Below are 21,714 nucleotides of genomic sequence, written 5' to 3' on the forward strand. Positions count from 1 at the left end.
GATGACCGAAACCGACCCGCCCGGCCTCGATCTGGCGAGGCTGCGCGCCCATCTCGACCGCGAGCGGCCCGGGCTCGTCTCCGGAGCCCTCACCGCGGAAGTGGTGCAGGGCGGGCGGTCCAATCTCACCTATCTCGTCTCCGACGGCACGCAGCGCTGGGTCGTGCGCCGTCCGCCGCTCGGCCACGTGCTGCCGACCGCGCACGACATGCGCCGCGAGTTCCGCGTGATGAGCGGTCTCGCCGGGACTCCGGTGCCGGTGCCGGAAACCGTTCTGCTGTGCGAGGACGCGGACGTGCTCGGCGCGCAGTTCTACGTGATGCAGTTCGTCGAGGGCACGCCGTATCGCACCGCGGAGGAGCTGGAGCAGCTCGGCCCGGAGCGGACGAGGGCGATCGCCGATTCGCTGGTGGACACGCTCGTCGACCTGCACGCGGTCGATCCGGAAGCGGTCGGGCTCGGCGATTTCGGCCGTCCGGAAGGCTTTCTGGAACGCCAGCTGCGCCGGTGGAAGAAGCAGCTCGACGGTTCGCGCAGCCGCGACCTGCCGGGCGCGGACCGGCTGCACGACCGGCTCGCCGCGGCGATCCCGGCGTCCGGGCCGCCCGCGATCGTGCACGGCGACTACCGGCTGGACAACGTTCTCGTCGACGGCGACGACCGGATCACCGCGGTGCTGGACTGGGAGATGTCCACGCTCGGCGACCCGCTCACCGACCTCGGCCTGATGATCACCTACGCGCAGCGGGACCAGCTCTCGCTGCCGATGGTGTCCAACGCCAGCAGCGCGCCCGGTTATCCGGGCACCGACGAGACGATCGCCCGCTACGCGCAGCGGTCCGGCCGCGATCTGTCGGCGCTGGACTGGTACGTGAGCTTCGCGTTCTTCAAGCTCGCGGTGATCCTCGAGGGCATCTACTTCCGCTTCCAGCAAGGCAAAACCGTCGGCGAGGGCTTCGACCAGATCGGCGCCGCCGTCGCTCCCCTGATCGAGCAGGGCGCCAAGACGCTCAGCAAGGAGAACTGATGGACTTCGCGTTCGACGCCCGTACCGAGGAACTGCGCGGGCAACTGCTCGAATTCATGGACTCGCACGTCTACCCCGCCGAGGCTGTTTTCCACGAGCAGCTGGCCGCGCGCACCGACCCGTGGTCGCCGCCGCCGGTCGTCGACGAGCTCAAGGCCGAGGCGCGCAAGCGCGGGCTGTGGAACTTCTTCCTGCCCGGCGACCACGGCGCGGGACTGACGAACCTGCAGTACGCGCCGCTGGCCGAGATCACCGGCCGCAGCCCGCACCTCGCGCCCGCCGCGGTCAACTGCGCCGCGCCGGACACCGGGAACATGGAAGTGCTGACCATGTTCGGCAGCGACCAGCAGAAGAAGCAGTGGCTGGAACCGTTGCTGGCCGGGGAAATCCGCTCCGCGTTCGCGATGACCGAACCCGACGTGGCGTCCTCGGACGCGCGCAACATCGCGACCAGCATCCGGCGCGAGGGCGACGAGTACGTCATCAACGGGCGCAAGTGGTACATCACCGGCGCGATGAACCCGAACTGCAAGATCTTCATCGTGATGGGCAAGACCGATCCGGACGCGCCCGCGCACCAGCAGCAGAGCATGATCCTGGTCCCGCGCGACACGCCGGGGCTGACCGTCGTGCGCGGCATGCAGGTGTTCGGCTACACCGACGGCGACCACGGCGGGCACGCCGAGGTGCTGTTCGAGGACGTGCGGGTGCCCGCGGAGAACCTGATCGCCGACGAGGGTTCCGGGTTCGCCATCGCACAGGCCCGCCTCGGGCCGGGCCGCATCCACCACTGCATGCGCGCGATCGGCATGGCGGAACGCGCGCTGGAGGCGATGTGCCGCCGCACGCTGTCGCGCGAGACGTTCGGGCGCCCGATCGCCGATTCCGGCGTCGTGCAGGACTGGATCGCCGAGGCGCGCGTGCGGATCGAACAGCAGCGGCTGCTGGTGCTCAAGACCGCGTGGCTGATGGACACCGTCGGCAACCAGGGCGCGCACACCGAGATCCAGGCGATCAAGATCTCTACCCCGCTGACCGTCGAATGGATCCTGGACAAGGCGATCCAGGCGCACGGCGCGGGCGGCGTCTCGCAGGACTTCCCGCTCGCGGAGATCTGGGCCGGGGTGCGCACGCTGCGGCTCGCCGACGGTCCGGACGAGGTGCACAAGCGTTCGCTGGCGCGGCGCGAGCTGAAGAAGTACCGGACGGAGGCGGGCAAGTGACCGCCGAGGAGCTGCGGGCGCAGGTCGACGCGTTCCTCGCCGCGCACGATCCGGCTTCCTTGTCCACTGTGGACTTCCTGCGGGCCCGGTTCGACGCCGGGCTCGCCTGGGTGCACTTCCCCGAAGGACTCGGCGGCCAGGGCGCTCCGCGCGCGCTGCAGGGCGAGGTCGAAGCCGCATTCGCCGCCGCCGGCGCACCGGACAACAACCCGCGCCGGATCCTCATCGGGCTCGGCATGGCCGCGCCGACCATCCTCGCGTTCGGCACCGAGGAGCAGAAGAAGCGCTACCTCCGTCCACTGTGGACCGGCGAGGAGGTGTGGTGCCAGCTGTTCAGCGAACCGGGCGCCGGCTCCGACCTCGCCGCGCTGGCCACGCGAGCGGTCCGCGACGGCGACGACTGGGTCGTGACCGGGCAGAAGGTGTGGACGTCCAGCGCGCATCTCGCGCAGTGGGCCATCCTCGTCACCCGCACCGACCCGGACGTGCCGAAACACCAGGGCATGACGTACTTCCTGTGCGATATGACCGCACCGGGCGTCGAGGTCCGGCCGCTGCGGCAGATCACCGGCGAGGCGGAGTTCAACGAGGTCTTCCTCACTGAGGTGCGGATCCCGGACGCGCAGCGGATCGGCGCGGTCGGCGAGGGCTGGAAGGTCGCGCAGACCACGCTGATGAACGAACGCGTCGCGATCGGCGGCACCGCGATGCCGCGCGAGGGCGGCATGATCGGGCTGGTCGCGAAGACGTGGCGGGACCGTCCGGAGCTGCGCACGCCGGAACTGCGCGACCGGCTCGTGCAACACTGGGTCGAGGCGGAATCGCTGCGGCTGGCCGGAATGCGGCAGCGGCAGCAGCTCGCCGTGGGCGCGCCTGGTCCGGAGGGTTCGGCGATGAAGGTGGCGTTCGCCGAGCTGAACCAGCAGCTGTCCGGTTTGGAGCTGGAACTGCTCGGCGAAGAGGGCCTGCGCTACGAGGACTGGACGATGCGCCGTCCGGAACAGGTCGACTTCTTCGGCCGCGACGCCGGGTACCGGTACTTGCGCGCCAAGGGAAACTCGATCGAGGGCGGTACCTCGGAGGTGCTGCGGAACATCATCTCCGAACGCGTGCTGGGGCTGCCGTCCGAGCCGCGGGTGGACAAGGACGTCGCCTGGAAGGACCTGCCGCGATGAGCACGCCGGACCTGCTGTACTCGGATGTGGAAGAGGACCTGCGGTCGTCGGTGCGCGCGCTGCTGACCGACCGGGCCGGGCCGACGGCCCTGCTGGCGCGGGTCGAAACGGACACGCCGTACGACCTCGCGCTGTGGAAGACGCTGGCTGCCGATCTCGGCGCGGCCGGGCTGATGGTGCCGGAATCCCTTGGCGGACATGGCGCTTCGACGCGCGAGGTCGCGGTCGTGATGGAGGAACTGGGCCGGAGTGTCGCGCCGGTGCCGTACCTGGGCAGTGCAGTGCTCGCGACGGCTGCCTTGCTGGCCGCGGATTCGGACCTGCTCCCCCAGCTCGCTTCCGGCTCGGTGATCGGCGCTTTGGCGGTGCCTTTGTCTACCGCTCCGGGTGCTGCTTTCCCTTCCGCTGTTTCGTTTCTCGACGGAACCTTGTCCGGCCGGGTGTCCACAGTGGCCGATGCTTCAGTCGCCGATCTGCTGATCGTTCCGGCTGTTGGCCCTGACGGCCCTGGCCTTTACTCCGTGGACGCTTCCGCGGCGACCGTGACCGAGGCCGTGTCGCTGGATCTGACTCGCCGGGTCGCCGATGTGACTCTCAATTCCGTTGCCGCACAGACGATTTGCACCGGTTCCGCTGCTGCCGAGGCGTTGGACAGCGCCCTGACCACTGCGGCTGGGCTGCTGGCTTCGGAGCAGACCGGGATCACCGAGTGGGCGCTGACGGAGACTGTCACGTACCTGAAGGGGCGGTATCAATTCGGCCGTCCGGTCGGGGGTTTTCAGTCGCTGAAGCACCGGCTGGCGAATCTGTACACGGAACTGGTCAACGCACGGGCCGCGGCTCGGTACGCGGCGGATGCGCTGGCGACGGGGAACGACGTGCCGATCGCGGTGTCGGTCGCGCAGGCCAGGGTGTCGCCGATCGCGGTGCACGCGGCGGAGGAAGCGATCCAGCTGCACGGCGGGATCGGGATGACGTGGGAACATCCGTCGCATCTGTATCTGAAGCGGGCCAAGAGCGACCAGATCGCTTTCGGCACCCCCGGACGGCATCGGGCCCGGCTGGCTGATCTGGTGGATCTTCCCGCCTGACGGTTTTTGTCGGTGGCCGGGGTTAACGTGATCGGCATGGACGAAACCCCGGCCTCCCTTGCGGCCCGGCATGGATGACCCGTCCCATGCTCCGGCCTGGGCCTATGAACGGCCCGAAATCCATCCCCCGGATCCGACGTGGGCTTCACGGGGCTCCGCGCTGTGCGCTGAGATCGCGCGGCTGCTCGCGCCTTGGCTTGCTCCCGGGCGGGTAGAGCACGTCGGCTCGACAGCGGTGCCCGGTTTGGCGGCCAAACCGGTGCTCGACGTGATGGCCCCGATGCGTGACCTGTCCGCGGCGACGGTCTCGGCGGTAGTGCCGGTGCTTTCCGCTGAGGGCTGGTGTTTCGTGCCGCCGGAACTGGACGTCGCGGCACCGTGGCGGCGGTTCTTCGTGCTGCCCGATGTGGAGGGACGGCGTCGGGTGGCGCACCTGCACCTGCTGCCGGAGGGACATCCACGGTGGCAGGCACAGCTCCGATTCCGGGACGCGCTGCGGGCGGATCCCGGGTTGGCCGAGGAGTACGCCGAGGTGAAGCGACAGCTGGCTGGGGAGGTGGCTGACCGGGAGGTCTATACGGCGGGGAAGACGGAGTTCGTGCGTCGGGTGCTGGGCGGTTGAGGGCTGTCTGGTGGGGCTAGCGGCGAGTCTCGCTGTTCGAGACCGGTACGGTCGCGCCCCCACCGCGCGACCGTGCCGACCTCTGCGCCGAGCTCCTCTGCGACGCGCCCTCTGCGGTCGAGGGTGCTCCGGCGATCATCCCGCCGCGCCCTGCGCCCTCCGCGACTCCTGCGAATCGCAGCCGCCGCACCGCGCTCGCCCCTGCGCCCTCGGCAGCCCCCGGGAATCGCAGCCGCCGCACCACGCCACCGCGATCACCCCGCCCCAGCGCCACCTGTGTGAAATCGCGGCCGCCACATCGCGCGCTCGCCCCTGCGCCCTCCGCACCCACTGGGAACCGCAGCCGCCAGACGACACTGCTCCAGCAACCCCGGCGACCACCCCAAACCCTGCGCCCTCGGCAACCCCACCAATCGCAGTCACCAGACGACACACTCCAGCAACCGCGGCAATCACCCCGGCCCCCGCTAACCTCTGCGGGCCGCCGCGGCCCATCCGCCCAGACCGCCCTCTTCGCACCGTTCCGCCCCGAGCCCATCCCGGACCCGCCGCGGCCTCAACCTCGGCTCAGCCTGACCTCTGTCCCCCTGCGCCAGAACTCAGCCCAGCCAGCCCGGCCGAATGCGGCTCCCCCGGCATCGACCGGCCGCTCCGAATCCCACCGAGTACCCCACCCGGTCGCGGAGCAGGTGGCGACGAGGCCGCACCCCTCGGAACGGCGGCCTCGTCACCGGCCTGGACCAGCTCAGCCGTGGTACCCGGCCACGATCTTCGTGAACGCGTACTTCGGCTGCGAGATTCCGCTGCACTCCCCGCCGCCTGAGCAGTCCCGGTTGGTGGCCCAGAAGGTGAACCGGCCGAGGTGGTGGCTGGAGGCGTAGTCGCGGATCGCGGTGAAGTCCGACACCGAGACGACCTCGCCGGGGTTGTCCGTCTTGCCGTTCATCGACGAGAGGCCCGCGTGCCGGTACGCCGTGGCGCTGTCCCAGCCGAACGTCGACTTCAGCTGCCCCACGAGACCGTCCACCGCGGACTTCGTCTTGCCCGCCATGTCGCCGCCGCTGGAGAAGTCGAACGGCATGACCGACCACACGTCCACCGGCGCGCCGATCGCCTTCGCCTGCTTGATCAGCCGCTTGCCCCAGTCGTTGGGGCCGGACGTTTCGGTGCCGATCGTGATCACGACGCGCACGCCGGGGTTCTTCTGCTTGGTGATCTTGACCGCGTTCAGGATCCGGTCCTGCACTGTCGCGTTCTCGAACTCGTCGGTGTTCTCGATGTCGAGGTCGATCGCCTTCAGGCCGTACGCGTCGATCACCTTCTGGTACGCCCCCGCCAACGCCGAGGCCGACGAGCACTTCGCGCCGAGTTTCGTGCCGGACCAGCCGCCGAAGGACGGGATGACGTCGCCGCCCGCGTCGCGGATGGACTTGATCAGGGTTTTGTCCGAACCGGTCAGCGAACGGTCGCCGTCCCACTTCGGGTTGCACGAGCCGTCCGACAGCATGAACGCGAGCGTGAACGTCTTGATCCCGGTCGCGGACATCGCCGCCGACGCGCTGGTCTGCCCCGCCCACTGGTACAGGTACGGCGAAGCGAGCACCGGGTCCGGAGCGGCCGCCACCTGCGGAGCGGACGCGGGCGCGGCCGTGGCCACCCCGGCCGCGGTCGCGAGAGCCGCCCCTGCCGCCGCCGCGAGCGCGGCCAGCCGACGCACTGATTTCATCGTGTTCCTCCCACGAGCACCACGGAACACCTCCGGTTTGAGGCGGCGGGATCAACCCGGGAGGAGTGCACCCGGAAGGGTGCCGTCACACACTGGACTAGACCAAATCGGCGTGTCAAGAGCCGCAGCCCGAACGGCGCACCGGGCCGGAAACACCGCGCCCGGCCGGATTTCCCCCGGCCGGGTGGGGCCGAAAGTCAGGGGCGGCCGGCGGCGGTCCACTCGCCGAGCCCGTCGGAGAAGTCGTGGTCGCGGGTCTCCGGCAGGGCCAGCACGCACAGGAAGCTGAGCACCCCGAGCACGACCAGCACCAGGGCGACCGGCACCGTCGAGCCGGTCGACGCCCACAGATCGGTCGAGATCAATGGCACGATCCCGCCGCCGATCACGCCCGCGACGCTGTACGCGATCGAAGCGCCGGAATACCGGTACCGCACCCGGAACAGCTCCGGCAGGAACGCGCCCATCGGCCCGTACAGCATCGCGAAACACGCCAGGCCGCCGACGAACCCGAGCGTCAGCAGCACCGGATTTCCCGTCTGCAGCAAGGCAAAGAGCGGAAACGACCACACCACAACGGAAACCGCGGCCGCTGCGCTCAGCCGCCTGCGGCCCCATTCATCGGACTTCATCGCGAACACCAGCGTCGCCACGCCCATCACGGTGGCGGCGATGAGCAGGCTGATCAGGACAGTGGTGCGCGGGATGCCGAGCGTGGTCGTCGCCATCGAAAGACAGAATGTGGTGACAGTATAGAAAAGCGCGTGCGCGAGCACGAAAGACAACGTCGACAGCACCAGAACCCGCGGCTGTTTCCGCAGCAGTTCGAAGAGCGGGACTTTCGCCTGTTCGGCTTTGTCCAATGCGGCCTGGAAAACCGGCGTCTCGGCGATCTTGATCCGGATGTAGAACCCGACCGCCAGCAGCACCGCGGAGAACAGGAACGGCAGCCGCCAGCCCCAGGACAGGAACTCGGCGGGCGGGAGCACCGCGTCCAGCAGCAGGAATAGCAGGTTGCCCAGCACGAATCCGATGGCAGGTCCGAGCTGCGGGAATGCCGAATACAGGCCGCGTTTGCCCGGCGGCGCGTATTCGGTCGACATCAGCACCGCGCCGCCCCATTCGCCGCCGAGGCCGATGCCCTGCACGAAGCGCAGCACCACCAGCAGGATCGGCGACCAGATGCCGAACGTGCCGTAGTCCGGCACCAGTCCGACGGCCACTGTGGACAGTCCCATCACCAGCAAGGACGTGACCAGCATGGACTTGCGGCCGATCCGGTCGCCCCAGTGTCCGAAAAGGATCGCGCCGACCGGGCGCGCGACGAATCCCACCGCGAAGGTGCCGAGCGAGGCCAGCACCCCGGCGGTCGAGGAAAACGTCGGGAAAAAGACCTTCCCGAACACCAGCGCCGCCGCGGTCCCGTAGATGTAGAAATCGTAGAACTCGATGGCGGTGCCGATGAAACTGGCGGTGGCGATGCGCGACATGTCGGTGCGCGCGGGTGCGGTCATTCCGGCTCCCTGTTCTCCCCTGCGGCCCGGTGCCGCCCCGGGAGAATATCGGGTCACGCGTCGCCGGGCAGCTCCTCCATTTTCCGCTGCAGCTTGTTCATCCCGCCGAGCCAGCGGTCGGTTTCGGTGGCGCGCAAGGCATAGAAGTCCGCGACCTCGGCGTGCGGCAGCACCAGGAACCGGTTCTCGGCCATCGCGGCGAACAACGCGTCGGCCACCTGCGGCGGGTCGATCGCGCTGGCGCCCATCAGCAGTTTGCCGCGTTCCCCTGTCTCCTCGAGCATCGCGGTGCGCACGCCCTGCGGGCAGATCGCCTGCACGGTGATGCCGCGGTGCCGGTAGGTGGCCGACAGCCATTCCGCGAACGCCAGCGCGCCGTGCTTGGTCACCGAATACGGAGCCGAGCCAAGGCTCGTGAGCACGCCCGCCGCAGACACCGTCGCGACGAACCGCCCCTCGCCGCGCTCCAGCCACGCCGGCAGCAGCAGCCGGGCCGCACGGACGTGTGCCATCACGTTCACGTCCCACGCCAGCGACCACGCGTCTTCGTCCGCGTGGGCGTCGCCGAACGGCGCGACCCCGGCGTTGGCGCAGAAAACGTCGATCTCACCGAGCGTTTCGCGGGCGGTGTCGATCAGATCGGCGACCCCGGATTCGCTGGCGACGTCACCGGCGAACGACGTGCCGCCCACCTCGGCCGCGACCTCGGCGGCACGGTCCCCGTCGAGGTCCGCGACCACGATGCGAGCCCCGTCGGCCGCGAACCGCCGCGCCAGTGCCGCCCCGATCCCGCCACCACCGCCGGTGATGACGACTCCGGCGCTCACAGACCGCCGCCGAGCGTCACGCCGCCGTCGAGCACGACCGTCTGCCCGGTCATCCAGCCCGCCTCGCCGGACAGCAGGAACGCCACCGCGCCCGCGATGTCCTCCGGCACCCCGAGCCGCTTCATCGGATACGCCGCGGCGACTTCTTCCTCGCGCCCCTCGTACAGCGCGGTCGCGAACTGCGTCTTGACCACCGCCGGAGCCACCGCGTTGACCCGGATCTTCGGACCGAGTTCCGCGCCGAGTTCCTGGGTGAGCCGGATCAGCGCGGCCTTGCTGACGCCGTACATGCCGATGCCCGGCGAGGTGCGGATGCCCGCGATCGAGGCGACGTTGACCACCGCGCCGCCGTGCTCGCCCATCCACGCGTCCCGCGCGACGCGGATCCACGACAGCGGCGCCACGACGTTCACCGCGAAGATCTTGCTCGCGGCGGCCGGGTCGACGTCCAGCGTGGGCCCGTAGACCGGGTTGATGCCGGTGTTGTTGACCAGCATGTCGAGACTGCCGAACTTCTCGACCGCGGCGGCGACCGCCTCCTGCTGATGCGCGGCGTCGTCGGCCTTGCCGGGCACCGCGATCGCGACCTCGGGCCCGCCGAGCTTCTCGACGGCCTCCGCGAGCGGCTCCGGCTTGCGCGCGGTGATGCACACCTTCGCCCCGCGCTCGACCAGCCCTTGCGCGATAGCCAGCCCGATCCCCCGGCTGGCCCCGGTGACCAGGGCAACGCGATCCTTGAACGACTCCACCACACCGTCTCCTTGTCCGCCGCTGGACAGCCACCGCTAAGCGTTTGCTTAGTCGCAGGATAACGGCGAGGCTCGCTTACGCAACCCTGGGCTGTCGCCTCGGCCGTCACAACGCGGCGGGTCACTGCCGTCCGGACCCTGCGTATTCACCGACCAGCGGCGCTCGACAACACGCCCGCCTGCAGTCCCTCGCGCAACCTCGAACCGCACCGCGACGGTCACACCACAGTCAGTGACCGCCCTCGCGACCCTGTGCGTTCGCCTGGCCGGGAAGTCCGGGCGAAGGATTACTTGCCGAAACCCGCGGTGAGACCGGTGACGAGGTAGCGCCGGCCGAGGATGTACAGCGCGAGGACCGGCAGGGTGGAAAGGACGACCGCGGCGAGGACCGCGGGGATGTTGACCCGGAACTGGCCTTGGAAAGCCCACAGCGCCATGGGAAGCACGCGCTGGTCGGCGCTCTGGGTGAGGATGAGCGGGAAGAGGAATCCGTTCCACACGTTGAGGCCGTCGTACACCGCGACGGTGACCATCGCGGGTTTGACCATCGGCAGCACCAGGCTGATGAGCATCCGCCCGTGCCCGGCGCCGTCCACGCGCATCGATTCGAACAGCTCGTTCGGCACGTCGCGCAGGAAATTGGCCAGGACGACCACCGAGAGCGGAATCGCGAAGGCGACCGAGGGCAGCACGATCGCGAGCAGGGTGTCGTAGAGGTGCGCGCGCGTGATCAGGTAATAGATCGGGATGATCGTCGCCTGCAGCGGAATTGCCAGCCCCAGCAAGAAAATCTTGTACGTGGTCGCGGAGAACCGGGTCCGGCCGCGCACGATGAAATAGGCCGCCAGTAGCGATACCGCGACGGTGATAACCACAGTGCCTGTCGTGACGACCGCACTGTTGATCAGGTAGCGCAGGAAGCCGTTGTCCAGAACCAGCCGGTAGTTCTCGAACGTGGGATCGGCGGGCAGCGACAACGGGTTGGCCCCGAAGAACCCGCTCTGGCCGCGCAGGCTCGTCACGACGATGTAGTACACGGGCACGAGAACGACGAACAGCCAGGCGAATCCGGCGAGCCCGCCGAGCACGTTGGGCCTGCTCCTGGCCATCACACACCGTCCTGCTGGCTGCCGCGGGAGAAGCGGGCGAACCGGGAGAGGCCGAGCGACAGCGCCAGCCCGGCGACGACGAGCAGCACGGCCAGAGTGCTCGCGCGGCCCATGTCGTTGTTGGAGAAACCGTTGAGGTACATGTCCAGCGGCAGGAACCGGGTGGCGTTGCCCGGGCCGCCGCCGGTGAGCACGAAGACCAGGTCGAAATAGGTCAGCGAGCCGACCAGCATCAGTGTCGAGGAGGTGACGATCGTGTAGCGCAGCTGCGGCAGGGTGATGTGGAAGAACTGCCGGACCGGGCCCGCGCCGTCGATCTGCGCGGCTTCGTAAAGCTGCGCAGGGATCTGCCGCACGCCCGCTTGGTAGAGCAGCGTGTGGAACGGCATGAACTGCCAGCCGATCACGAAGATCACCACGTACAGAGCCAGTGTCGGCTCGCCGAGCCAGTCCTGGGAGAGCCAGTCGGCTCCGAAAGCGCGGCTCATCCCGAAGTTCGGGTCGAGCAGGGCCTTGAACGCGATCGCGATCGCGGCCGAGGACAGCAGCAGCGGAAGGAAATACAGCACGCCAAGCACCGAGCGGTACCGGCCGCGGCCCGCGGTCAGCACGCCAAGCAGAAGCGAGACCGGCGTCTGGAACAACCAGCTCGCCGCCATCACCTGCACGCTGAGCCAGAGCGCGTGATAGGTAGCCGGGTCGCTTAGCGCCGCCACCCAGTTGCCCAGCCCGGTCCAGACGGGGTCGGCGATCCCGTCCCACTTCATCAGGCTGAGCACCGCCACCCCGCCGAGCGGGAGCAGCGCGAAGATCGAGAAGAACGCCAGCGCGGGAACGGCCGTCAGCGGATGCGGTCCGGCGCGGCCGGGCGTCGCGGCGGACCGCGGCCGCTTCCCGGACCGCTCCCGCACGAGGGCAGCGGACACGGTCACTTCCCGACCGTCGCGTTCATGTTCGCCGAGAACTGCTCGGGTGTGATCTGCTTGAGGAACAGCTGGTCCAGGTTGTTCAGCAGCGCGTCGGCCTGTCCGGGGGAAAGGGCCTGGTCCCAGGAGAGCTGGAAATTCGGCGCGTTCCGCGCCAGTCCGTATACATAGGACAGATACGCCGGGTCCGGCGCCTTGGCCAGTTTGGCCTCGATCCCGTTGACCGGCGGCACCGCGCCCCCGGCGAGCAGCGCGTCGACGTAGGCGTCGTTCATGACGCCCTCGCGCAGGTATTTCACCGCCGCCTGTTTCTGCGCGTCGGAGGCGTGCGCGGACACCGACCAGAAGTTCGCCGGGTTCCCGACGATGTCCGCCGGATCGCCCTTCCCTCCCGGCACGACCGGGAAGCCGACGTAGCCGAGTTTGCCCGCGGCGAAACCGGGGTCGGCTTCCTTGATCGTGGGGAACGCCCACGAACCCATCAGGTACATCGCCGCCTTGCCGGTGTAGAGCAGGGCGAGGTCCGCGTTGCTGTCGGTGCTGATCGAATTGAACCCCTTGGCGAACCCGCCCGCGTCGACGAGCTGCTGGATCTTGCGGTTCGCGTCCAGGATCGCGGGATCGGACCAGGCGCCCGGCTTGTTCGCGGCGATCGCGGCGAAGACGCCCGGCCCGCCGATCCGGTCGACCAGGTACTCCTCCCACATCAGCTGCGGCCATTTGCTTTGCCCGCCGAGGGAGAACGGAGCGATCCCGGCGGCGGCGAACTTCGGCACGAGCGCCATCAGCTCGTCCCAGGTCTTCGGCGGCTGCGCGCCCACCCGGGCGAAGAGATCCTTGTTGTAGAACAGGAAAACCGGCTGCATGCTGTTGTTCGGCACGGCGTAGGTCTTTCCGTCCAGCACCCCGGTTTTCGCCACCGAGGGCAGGAACCGGCCGGTCAGCGCGGGATCCTTCCGCACCTCCGGGGTCAGATCCATGATTTTCCCGGCCGCGACCCAGGATTTCAGCATCCCGCCGTTGCCCCAGCTGAACACCAGGGTGGGCGCATGGTCGGCGCCGACGGCCGAGCGGATCTTCTGCTTGTACGCGTCGTTGCCGAAGAACTGGCCCTCGACGCCGCCGCTGGCGAACGAAGCGCGGAACACCTGCTCGTCGCCGCCGGTCAACGCCCATGCCGTCGCTTTCCCGCCGGCGGCGGCCGTGGGCCCGCTCGTGCCGCACGCCGCGGTCAACGCCAGCAGAGCCGCGAACCCGGTCGCCGCGAGCGTCGTCCGCGTCCCGCGGACCGTCCGGCGAGTACCCAGTTTCATGATGCACCTTCCGCTCCGAAGGTTCGAAAAGTTTCGAAAACTTCTCGTAGGCTGGCCGAAATCCAGGGTAGTGATTCGGGCCAGTCAAGTGCTAAATTCCCTTTTCATAGCCAACAATCACGCTTCGAAACATTTCGAAAAGAGGGAGCCCGATGCCGTCCCGCACTGGCGCGAGGCTCGCGGCGGTCGCCGAAGCCGCCGGCGTCTCGCTGCCGACCGTCTCGAAGGTGCTCAACGGGCGGTCCGACGTGGCCGCGCGCACCCGCGCCCGAGTGGAACAAGCGTTGCGGGAGGCCGGATACGTGCCGCGCAGCGGGAGCCGGAACGCCCCCGCGACCCGGATCGTCGACGTCGTGTTCGACGATCTCGTCAGCCCGTACGCGCTCGAAGTGCTGCGCGGGGTCACCGCCGCGGGCTCCGAACTCGGCACCGACGTGGTGGTGAGCCGGATGCCCGAGGCGGCACCCGGCGGCCCGCTCAGCCCCGAGGACCAGTGGACGCACCGGCTCAAGGGCAACGGCCGGGCCGGGCTGATCGTCGTGACCTCCGAACTCTCGCTCGCCCAGGTCGAAAGCTTCGAACGCGCCGGGCTGCCGCTGGTGGTCATCGACCCGATCAACCTGCCGAGGACCGAGGTCGCCAGCGTCGGGGCGACGAACTGGTCCGGCGGGATCGCCGCCGCCGAGCACCTGCTGAGCCTCGGGCACCGGCGCGTCGCGTTCGCCGGCGGGCCGGTCGGGGCCTCCTGCAGCCAGGCCCGGCTGCACGGGTACCGCGCCGCCCTCGACAACGCGGGCGTCGCCTTCGACCCGGAACTGGTGCGCCACGGCGACTTCGGCCACCCGGCCGGACTGGAGATCGGAAACCGCTTGCTGGCCATGGAAAATCCGCCGACCGCGGTGTTCGCCGCCAGCGACGCCACCGCGCTCGGCGTGCTGGAAGCCGCCCGGCGGCGGGGATTGCGGGTGCCGCAGGACCTGAGCGTCGTCGGCTTCGACGACACCATGCTCGCCGGCCTCGCCACCCCGCCGCTGACCGTGATCCGGCAGCCGCTGCACGACATGGGCCGGGTCGCGCTGCGCACCCTGCTCAAGCTGATTTCCGGGCAGACGCTCGATTCCCACCACGTCGAACTCGCGACCCATCTCGTCGTGCGCGAGTCGACCGCCCCCGCAGCCGACCGAGGAGCACGATGAGCCGCTGGCACGACCGGACCCTCTCCCCCGCCGAACGCGCGGACGCGCTGCTGGCCGGGATGACGCTCGAGGAGAAGGTCGCCCAGCTGGGCAGCGCGTGGCCCGGCAATCAGGAGATCAGCGGGAACGTCGCCCCCATGCAGGACGTTTTCGCCCGCGGCGAGATCCCGTTCGACCAGGTGCGCGCGGACGGGATCGGGCACCTCACCCGCCCGTTCGGCACCGCGCCGGTGAGCGCGGCCGACGGTGCCGCCCGGATCACCGCGCTGCAGCGCGAAATCGCCTCCGAGACCCGGCTCGGCATCCCGGCGATCGTGCACGAAGAGTGCCTCACCGGCTTCACGACCCTCGGCGCCACGGTCTACCCCACCGCGCTCGCCTGGGCAGCGACCTTCGACCCCGGTCTCGTCGAGCGGATGGCCGCGGCCATCGCGGAAGACATGCGCGCGGTCGGCGTGCATCAGGGGCTTTCGCCCGTGCTCGACGTCGTGCGCGACTACCGCTGGGGCCGCACCGAGGAAACCCTCGGCGAAGACCCGTACCTCGTCGGCATGCTGGGCACCGCTTATGTCCGCGGCCTGGAGAAGGCCGGGATCATCGCGACGCTGAAGCATTTCGCCGGCTACTCCGCGTCCCGGGCAGCCCGCAACCACGCGCCGGTTTCGATCGGGCCGCGCGAGCTGCGCGACGTCGTCCTGCCGCCGTTCGAGATGGCGGTGCGCGACGGCGGGGCCCGCTCGGTCATGAACTCCTACAGCGACCTCGACGGCGTACCCGCCGCGGCCAGCGAAGCGCTGCTCACCACGATTCTGCGCGAGGAATGGGGTTTCGACGGAGTCGTCGTCTCCGACTACTGGGCCATCGCGTTCCTCAAGAGCATGCACCGCGTGGCCGCCAGCGCGGGTGCGGCGGGCGCGCTCGCGCTGGCCGCCGGGATCGACGTCGAATTGCCGGACACCCTGTGCTACAGCAAGGAACTGACCGAGCTGGTCCGTTCCGGGGAGGTCCCCGAGGCGCTCGTCGACCGGGCCGCGAGCCGGCTCCTGCGGCAGAAGGCCGAGCTGGGCCTGCTCGACGCGGACTGGGTGCCGCGGGCCGAACCGGTCGATCTGGATTCACCGCGAAATCGAGCCCTCGCCCGGGAAATCGCCGAGAAGTCCGTCGTGCTGCTCGCCAACGACGGCACGCTTCCGCTGTCCGCCGGGAAAATCGCCCTCGTCGGGCCGTGCGCCGACGACCCGCTGGTCTTCCTCGGCTGCTACTCCTACCCCAACCACGTCCTGCCGCGCCACCCCGAATTCGGCCTCGGCGTACGCGTTCCGTCCCTGGCCGATGCGCTGCGGCTCGAACTGCCCGCGGCCGAGATCGCCCTGCACCAAGGCTGCCCGATCCTCGACGAGGACCGCTCCGGCATCGCCGCCGCGGCGAGCGCCGCGGAAGCCGCCGATGTGTGCGTCGCCGTCGTGGGCGACCGGGCGGGCATGTTCGGCCTCGGCACCTCCGGCGAGGGCTGCGACGCCCCCGACCTGAGCCTCCCCGGCGTCCAGGACGAACTCCTCGATGCGCTCCTGGCGACCGGCACCCCGGTCGTGGTCGTGGTGGTGTCCGGCCGTCCGTACGCCCTCGGCCGCCACGCCGGCCGCGCCGCCGCTCTGGTCCAGGCGTTCCTGCCGGGCGAGGAGGGCGGCGGCGCCGTCGCCGGGATCCTGTCCGGCCGGACCGCCCCGTCCGGGAAACTGCCGGTGCAGGTCCCCCGCGTGCCCGGCGGCTCGCCCGGCACCTACCTGGCTCCGCCGCTGGGCCGCGACAGCGCGGGCATCAGCAACCTCGACCCGACCCCGCTGTTCCCGTTCGGCCATGGCCTGTCCTACACCACGTTCGCCTACTCGGACCTGCGGCTGAGCGCGTCCGAGATCCCCACCGACGGCGAACTGTCCATTTCGGTCACCGTCCGCAACACCGGCGAGCGCGCGGCGGACGAAATCGTGCAGCTGTACCTGAACGACGTGCACGCCCAGGTCACCCGCCCCGTCCGGCAGCTCGCCGGCTTCGCCCGGGTGCCGCTCGAGGCGGGCCGCGCCGCCCGGGTCACGTTCGCGCTGCACGCCGACCGCACCAGCTTCACCGGACTCGACCTGCGCCGGATCGTGGAGCCCGGAACGATCGAGGTCCTGGCCGGCCCGTCCGCGGGCGACCTGCCCTGCACCGGCCGGTTCGAACTCACCGGCCCGGTCCGCGAAGCGGGCCACGACCGCGTCTTGGTCACGCCGGTGTCGATCACGCCGCTTCCCTGGTGACCGGAGCACGCCGGGCGCTGCGGCGCAGGCAGACGTCGGCGAGCCGGTCGTCTGGTCAGTCCGATATGGACGGTCGCGGGGACATGAAGTCTCCGTCCAGGAACGCAAGCGCGGCACGTGGGCTTTGGGTTCGGGCAAGGCGCGTTCGGCCTGCCCGGATTCCTCGCCCCCGTGCTCGCCGCCGGATACGCTGGACCGCTCTGCCTCGAGGTGTTCGACGTCTTTCGCGCGCACCGGAACCCACCGCGCCAAACCCGTGGAACGCTGGGAACAAGGCGCGGCGCGGATCCTCAGTAGTCGCGGACGCGGTCGGGGTAGGAGGTGATCACGTTGTTGTTCTTGTCGACCACGATCCTGAGGTGGTCGAGGTCGTGCGGCTCCCGGACGTAGCTCCCGTTCTCCCCCCGCTGATACTGGATCTCGCCCTGCCTGTTCCGGACGATCTCGGCCCGACCGGTGTTGTGGTCGAAAGGCCCGCGCTCCGGGACGCGCTCGTCGATGTAGCCGACCTTCTTGTCCATCGGGACCAGGTAGACCGTCCGGTCGCCCTGCGCTTCCTTGGTGACGCGCGGGTCGCCCGACTTGACCCTTCGCCAGGCGGAGTCGGTGACCTTGACGACCTTGTCCTTGCTCCACGCGTTTCCGTTGCGGGTGCCGAAAACCCCGTGTTCGGCCTTGCCGGGAACGTTGTCGGTGTGCAGGTCCACGTGGTCGACCCGGCTCTTCTCCCCGCGCCCGCCCCGCTTCATCGGGCCGTAGCTCAGACCCGACGGCGTGGTGCCGGTCTGTCCCTTCCGTTCCTTGCCGTTCCGCAGATCGAGCTTGTTCTTCTTGCACCCGCCCGCGAGGCCGAGCGGGTCGCTCCAGGTGAGCGGGTTGCGCACGTACGCGTGCGGGTCCAGCCCGCCGTCGAGCCCGAGCGGGTCGGCGCTGAGGTAGCGGGCCGTGCCGGGGTCGTAATAGCGGTGGCGGTTGTAGTGCAGTCCGGTCTCGGCGTCGAGGTACTGGCCGGGGAACCGAAGCGGCGTCGACGGGCCGGACGGAGCCGAGCGGGGCACGCCCCACAGCGTTTCGTCGCGGCGCCAGGCGATCCGCCCGTTCTCGTCGACCAGTTCGGCGGGCGCGCCGAGGAAGTCCGCGACGATCGCGTGGAAACGGTCGTCGACGCACGCGTCGCCGTCGTACGCGCGATCCGTCTGCGCCACCGGGGTTTCGTCGTCCGGGTGCCACTCCCACGTGGTGCTGCGCGTGCGGCCCGCGGGCGTCGATTCGATCTGCTCCACGAGCAGGTCGTCGCTCCACACGAAACGGGTCTCGAACACGACCGTTTCGCCGTCGAGGCGCTGCTTGGCGACGCGGCGGCCGAGCGCGTCGTAGCGGTACCGCCACTGCTGCCCGTCCGGGGACGTGGCGCCGACGAGCCGGTCTTCGCCGTTCCACTCGTAGGTCCAGCCCTCGCGGCTGACGAGCCTGCCCGGCGCGTCGAACCGGCCGGCGCGCCTGTCCGGCAGTGCCACGGCGTCGGCGCGGTCGTACCGGTACTGCTCCGGACCGTTCGGGCCCTGCACTCCGAGGACGCGGCCCATCCGGTCGAGCGTGAACTCGCGCCGGCCGCCCAGCAGCTCCTCGACGGCGGAAATGGCGCTGTCGGCCCGGAATTCGTAGACACGGCGCTGAGCGACGGCGACCGGCCCGGTGGCGACCGTCTGGCTGCGCAACCGGTATCGCGCGTCCCATTCCTGAGTCAGCTCGGCGGCCCCGAGCCCGCGCCAGATCTCCCGGCCCGCCGCGTCGTGGCGGAACCGGAGCGTGCGCGGACCCGCGGCGAGCGACTCGGGCGCGCCCCGGCCGTCGTAGGCCCAACGGCTCTCCACCCCCGAGGGGGTCCGCCGGTGCACGAGGTTGCCCGCGAGGTCGTAGCCGGTCGCGACCGTCTCGCCGTCGAGGGTCTCGGCCACCAGCCGGCCGAGAGCGTCGTAGGCGAACGAGACGTCGGCGCTGGCGTTCACGGCACGCACCATGCGCCCGGCCGCGTCGTAGGCGTAGCGGCTGACGTCGTCTTCGGTGCGCTTCTCGACGAGGTTGCCCCGCAGATCGTAAGCGTAGGTGGTGACGCTGCCGAGCGCGTTGGTACGCGAGACGAGCTGTCCCGCGGCGTCGTAAGCGTAGGTCAGCACGCGCCCGTCGAAGTCGACCTCGCGGACCATGCGCCCTTCGCCGTCGTACTCGAACCGCCAGGTCTGCCCCTCGCCGTTGGTCGCGGCGATCATCTGCAGTTCGGTGTCGTATTCGACCTGAAGACGGCTGCCGTCCGGCATGATCTGGGTGATCGGGAGGTCGAACGCACCGTAGTCGACGCGGGTGACGCTGCCCAGCTCGTCGATTTCCTCCCGCAGGTTGCCCTCGCCGTCGTAGACCCGGCGCTGCACGGACCCGTCCGGCGCGGTCCGCCGCCAGCCGCGGCCCTCGACCGTCCACGAGTACTCGGTGGTGCCGAGCACGTCGGTCTCGGAGACCACCCGGCCCATCGCGTCGTACGAGGTGCGCGTGACGGCGCCGAGCGGATCGATGACCGTGACCGGCCTGCCGAAGGCGTCGGACTCGATCCTCGTGAGATTGCCCAGCTCGTCGACGGACCTGCGCACCGCGCCGTCCTCGCCGACGGTGTAGCGGACGGTCGCGCCGAGCGGGCCGTGCACCGCGGCGAGCCGCCCTTCCTCGTCGTACTCCTGCCGCCACACGGCGCCGTCGGGCTCCACAGTGGACAGCAGCCGGTGCTCGGAGTACTCGAACAGGCGGCGTGCGCCGTCCGGGAACGTGTACGCCACCAGGTCGCCCTGTTCGTCGTACTCCCACCGCGAGGTGCGGCCCAGCTCGTCGGTCTGGGCGACGATGCGGTCGAAGCGGTCCCATTCGTAGCGCGTGACCCCGCCGAGAGGGCTGACGTGGCGCACGATCTGGAAGTTCGCGTTCAGGTGGAATTCGGTGGTGTTGCCCAGCGAATCGGTCGCGGTGCTGACGCGCGCCTCGCTGTCGTAAGCGAAGGTGTAGGCCAGGTGTCCCTCGGTCCCGGTTCCCGACACGCACCGGCTTTGCTCGTCGTAGACGAACTCGTACGAACGGCCGTTGCGGTCGGTCCACCGCACGACACGGCCCAGTTCGTCGTAGCCGTAGCGCATCGACTGGCCGGAGGAGTTGATCACCTCGGTCAGCCGGAGTTCGCGGTCGTAGCGGTAGCGGACCAGTTCGACCCGCTCGTCCGCGGCGTCCTCGCCGAGCAGCGTGAGCGCGGTGACCAGCCCCGCCGCGGTTTCGACGCCGATGCGGGTGCCGCCCGAATGCCGGATCTCGGCGAGGCGTCCGTCTTCGTCGTGGCAGAAGTGGATCCGGTGCCCGTCGTTGTCGAAGATCGCCGTCAGCGGCAGCCGTCCGTTGCCGTCGGGCGCGAAGTACAGCATCCGCTGCAGGTCGTGCTGCTCGATGACGTAACCGCCTTCGGGCGAACGCTTGAGCGGCCAGTGCGGTCCGCTGACCGGGAGCGCGGTGCCCTCGGTCACCGGGTAGACGAGGAACGTGCCGTCCTCGGCGGCGAAGCCGATTTCCCCGTCCTCGATCTCGAGCCGCTGGTCCACAGTGGACGCCCACGTGCGGCCGAACCGGAATCCGGCGCGGTAGGTGGAGAAATGCATGCGCTGCAGCACCAGCGGCAGCGCACCGGCGATCACGAGGTCGGTCTCGGGCAGCATCATCCGCCCGGTGGTCATGTCGATCGGGTCGCCGCTGCCCGGACGGCAGTAGCCGGGGGTCGAGTTCTCCGCGGGCGGCTGGTTGTTCTTCTTGATCGAGTTGCCGCCGTCCCGGTCGCGCGTTCCCCCGCGCGAACCGTCCGTCCCCCCGATGTCTTCCCGCGAGCCCGAGGCCGAGGTGTTTTCGTCCCTCGTCTCGGGCTTGTGGTCCTTCGGCGGGTTGGGGTCGCCGCAGGTGTGCGTGTTCCCGCCGCGCTCGCCGCCGCCGTGCCCGCCGCTGTGGTCGCCGGAGGCCGTGGTGCTCTCGTCGTCCTTCGAGCCGCCCTTCGGCTTCTCGGATTTGACGTTGATGTCCTTGGGCGTGTGCGTCGCGCCGCCCTTGCCGCTCTTGAGCCCCTTCAGCGCCTTGCCCGCGTCCTCGAACAGCGTCCCGGCCTTCTTCAGCAGCGGGATCAGCGCCTTGAGCGCCTTGACGAGCTTCGAGGTGACCTTGGCGATGGTGGAGGCGGTCTTGCCGACCGCGGTGACGACCTGCGGCACCACCCACGCCATCCCGATCCCCGCGGTGAACAGCACCTGCAAGGCCCACGAGATCAGGTGCCCGACCAGGTCCGCGATCGTGTCGCGCACCAGCGTCCGCACCGCCGCCACCACTTCGCCCGCGGTCTTCACCCCGCTGGCCGCGCCCTCGGAACCCTTCTGCGCGCTGGCGATCAGCGCGGACGTGTCCCCGGCCCGCTGCCGGTAGGCGTCCGCGGCCTCGCCCTGCCAGCTCTCCAGGTCCTTCTTGATCATCTCGCCCAGCTCGGCCGAGATGCCCTCGAGTTCCTTGGCGACGTTCGTCCAGGTCTCGGCCTGGGACTTGATCTCGTCCGCGTTGCCGGTCAGCGCGTTGAGCGCTTCCTTCAACGGGCCGACGTGCTCCATCAGCCAGCCCACGCCCGCGGCGAGGATCGCGCCGAACGGGTCCATCACCGCGGTCAGCACGTCCAGCGCGGTCCCGACCGCGCCGATCGCCACCGACGCCCAGTTCTTGCTCTCGATGCCCTGCTTCAGCGTCTCGGCGTCCTCGAGCAGCGGTATCCCGGACAACGCCGTCGTCGAGTCCTTGACCGGCGCGATCAACGGATTGCTCACTCGACTCCCCCGCACGACGATGTACCCGGCCGCAGC

At 69.9% G+C, this 21,714-nt stretch carries 15 protein-coding genes; 7 read left to right on the top strand and 8 right to left on the bottom strand.

Annotated elements, in window-relative coordinates:
• Position 1 precedes the first annotated feature (1 nt).
• From DMP23_RS02250 to DMP23_RS02270, 5 genes are all read left to right on the top strand, one after another.
• On the top strand, positions 2–1,027 hold the full coding sequence (locus DMP23_RS02250) for a phosphotransferase family protein (protein WP_275294669.1): 1,026 nt from the start codon (positions 2–4) through the stop codon (positions 1,025–1,027).
• Positions 1,027–2,250 (top strand): acyl-CoA dehydrogenase family protein, encoded by a 1,224-nt coding sequence (locus tag DMP23_RS02255; protein WP_275294668.1) that lies wholly within the window; start codon positions 1,027–1,029, stop codon positions 2,248–2,250. The genes DMP23_RS02250 and DMP23_RS02255 overlap by 1 nt, the downstream gene beginning before the upstream one ends.
• Positions 2,247–3,425, top strand: a complete 1,179-nt coding sequence (locus DMP23_RS02260) for an acyl-CoA dehydrogenase family protein (RefSeq protein WP_037814913.1) — start codon at positions 2,247–2,249, stop codon at positions 3,423–3,425. Before DMP23_RS02255 ends, DMP23_RS02260 begins: the two co-directional genes overlap by 4 nt.
• Positions 3,422–4,516 (top strand): acyl-CoA dehydrogenase family protein, encoded by a 1,095-nt coding sequence (locus DMP23_RS02265; RefSeq protein WP_337820003.1) that lies wholly within the window; start codon positions 3,422–3,424, stop codon positions 4,514–4,516. The genes DMP23_RS02260 and DMP23_RS02265 overlap by 4 nt, the downstream gene beginning before the upstream one ends.
• A 70-nt stretch (positions 4,517–4,586) precedes the next feature.
• Positions 4,587–5,138 (top strand): GrpB family protein, encoded by a 552-nt coding sequence (locus DMP23_RS02270; protein WP_337820004.1) that lies wholly within the window; start codon positions 4,587–4,589, stop codon positions 5,136–5,138.
• Positions 5,139–5,883: 745 nt separating this feature from the next.
• On the opposite strand, the gene DMP23_RS02275 is transcribed toward DMP23_RS02270, so the two are convergent.
• The 7 genes from DMP23_RS02275 to DMP23_RS02305 form a co-directional block, all read right to left on the bottom strand.
• On the bottom strand, positions 5,884–6,864 hold the full coding sequence (locus DMP23_RS02275) for a chitinase (RefSeq protein WP_205669957.1): 981 nt from the start codon (positions 6,862–6,864) through the stop codon (positions 5,884–5,886).
• Positions 6,865–7,061: 197 nt separating this feature from the next.
• Positions 7,062–8,378 carry an MFS transporter gene (locus DMP23_RS02280; protein ID WP_337820005.1) on the bottom strand — a complete coding sequence of 439 codons (1,317 nt, stop codon included), beginning with the start codon at positions 8,376–8,378 and terminating at the stop codon, positions 7,062–7,064.
• 53 nt (positions 8,379–8,431) lie between these two features.
• Positions 8,432–9,205: an SDR family oxidoreductase gene (locus DMP23_RS02285; protein WP_037814906.1), complete on the bottom strand. Its 774-nt coding sequence runs from the start codon at positions 9,203–9,205 to the stop codon at positions 8,432–8,434.
• On the bottom strand, positions 9,202–9,954 hold the full coding sequence (locus DMP23_RS02290; RefSeq protein WP_106961427.1) for an SDR family oxidoreductase: 753 nt from the start codon (positions 9,952–9,954) through the stop codon (positions 9,202–9,204). Before DMP23_RS02290 ends, DMP23_RS02285 begins: the two co-directional genes overlap by 4 nt.
• A gap of 287 nt (positions 9,955–10,241) precedes the next feature.
• Positions 10,242–11,063, bottom strand: a complete 822-nt coding sequence (locus tag DMP23_RS02295; protein WP_337820006.1) for a carbohydrate ABC transporter permease — start codon at positions 11,061–11,063, stop codon at positions 10,242–10,244.
• Positions 11,063–11,995: a carbohydrate ABC transporter permease gene (locus DMP23_RS02300; RefSeq protein WP_443111240.1), complete on the bottom strand. Its 933-nt coding sequence runs from the start codon at positions 11,993–11,995 to the stop codon at positions 11,063–11,065. Before DMP23_RS02300 ends, DMP23_RS02295 begins: the two co-directional genes overlap by 1 nt.
• Positions 11,992–13,302: an extracellular solute-binding protein gene (locus DMP23_RS02305; protein ID WP_337820007.1), complete on the bottom strand. Its 1,311-nt coding sequence runs from the start codon at positions 13,300–13,302 to the stop codon at positions 11,992–11,994. Before DMP23_RS02305 ends, DMP23_RS02300 begins: the two co-directional genes overlap by 4 nt.
• A gap of 152 nt (positions 13,303–13,454) precedes the next feature.
• Between DMP23_RS02305 and DMP23_RS02310 the strand changes: the two genes are divergently transcribed.
• The gene (locus tag DMP23_RS02310; protein WP_337820008.1) at positions 13,455–14,498 is read left to right on the top strand and encodes a LacI family DNA-binding transcriptional regulator; all 1,044 of its coding nucleotides are present in this window, start codon (positions 13,455–13,457) and stop codon (positions 14,496–14,498) included.
• Positions 14,495–16,795: a beta-glucosidase family protein gene (locus DMP23_RS02315; RefSeq protein WP_337820009.1), complete on the top strand. Its 2,301-nt coding sequence runs from the start codon at positions 14,495–14,497 to the stop codon at positions 16,793–16,795. Before DMP23_RS02310 ends, DMP23_RS02315 begins: the two co-directional genes overlap by 4 nt.
• A gap of 290 nt (positions 16,796–17,085) precedes the next feature.
• Here the strand turns inward: DMP23_RS02315 and DMP23_RS02320 are convergent, their stop codons facing one another.
• Entirely contained in the window at positions 17,086–21,678 is a 4,593-nt protein-coding gene (locus DMP23_RS02320) for an RHS repeat-associated core domain-containing protein (protein WP_337820010.1), read from the bottom strand.
• Positions 21,679–21,714: the final 36 nt, after the last annotated feature.

This window comes from Amycolatopsis sp. A1MSW2902 (assembly GCF_017312175.1).
Taxonomy (GTDB): domain Bacteria; phylum Actinomycetota; class Actinomycetes; order Mycobacteriales; family Pseudonocardiaceae; genus Amycolatopsis; species Amycolatopsis nivea.

Bases quoted from the DNA above. Each gene is read 5' to 3' on its own strand.
- DMP23_RS02270 (WP_337820004.1), top strand. From the start codon at position 4,587: ATGGATGACCCGTCCCATGCTCCGGCCTGGGCCTATGAACGGCCCGAA.
- DMP23_RS02255 (WP_275294668.1), top strand. From the start codon at position 1,027: ATGGACTTCGCGTTCGACGCCCGTACCGAGGAACTGCGCGGGCAACTG.
- DMP23_RS02250 (WP_275294669.1), top strand. From the start codon at position 2: ATGACCGAAACCGACCCGCCCGGCCTCGATCTGGCGAGGCTGCGCGCC.
- DMP23_RS02275 (WP_205669957.1), bottom strand. From the start codon at position 6,864: ATGAAATCAGTGCGTCGGCTGGCCGCGCTCGCGGCGGCGGCAGGGGCG.
- DMP23_RS02310 (WP_337820008.1), top strand. From the start codon at position 13,455: ATGCCGTCCCGCACTGGCGCGAGGCTCGCGGCGGTCGCCGAAGCCGCC.
- DMP23_RS02295 (WP_337820006.1), bottom strand. From the start codon at position 11,063: ATGGCCAGGAGCAGGCCCAACGTGCTCGGCGGGCTCGCCGGATTCGCC.
- DMP23_RS02280 (WP_337820005.1), bottom strand. From the start codon at position 8,378: ATGACCGCACCCGCGCGCACCGACATGTCGCGCATCGCCACCGCCAGT.
- DMP23_RS02265 (WP_337820003.1), top strand. From the start codon at position 3,422: ATGAGCACGCCGGACCTGCTGTACTCGGATGTGGAAGAGGACCTGCGG.
- DMP23_RS02315 (WP_337820009.1), top strand. From the start codon at position 14,495: ATGAGCCGCTGGCACGACCGGACCCTCTCCCCCGCCGAACGCGCGGAC.
- DMP23_RS02305 (WP_337820007.1), bottom strand. From the start codon at position 13,302: ATGAAACTGGGTACTCGCCGGACGGTCCGCGGGACGCGGACGACGCTC.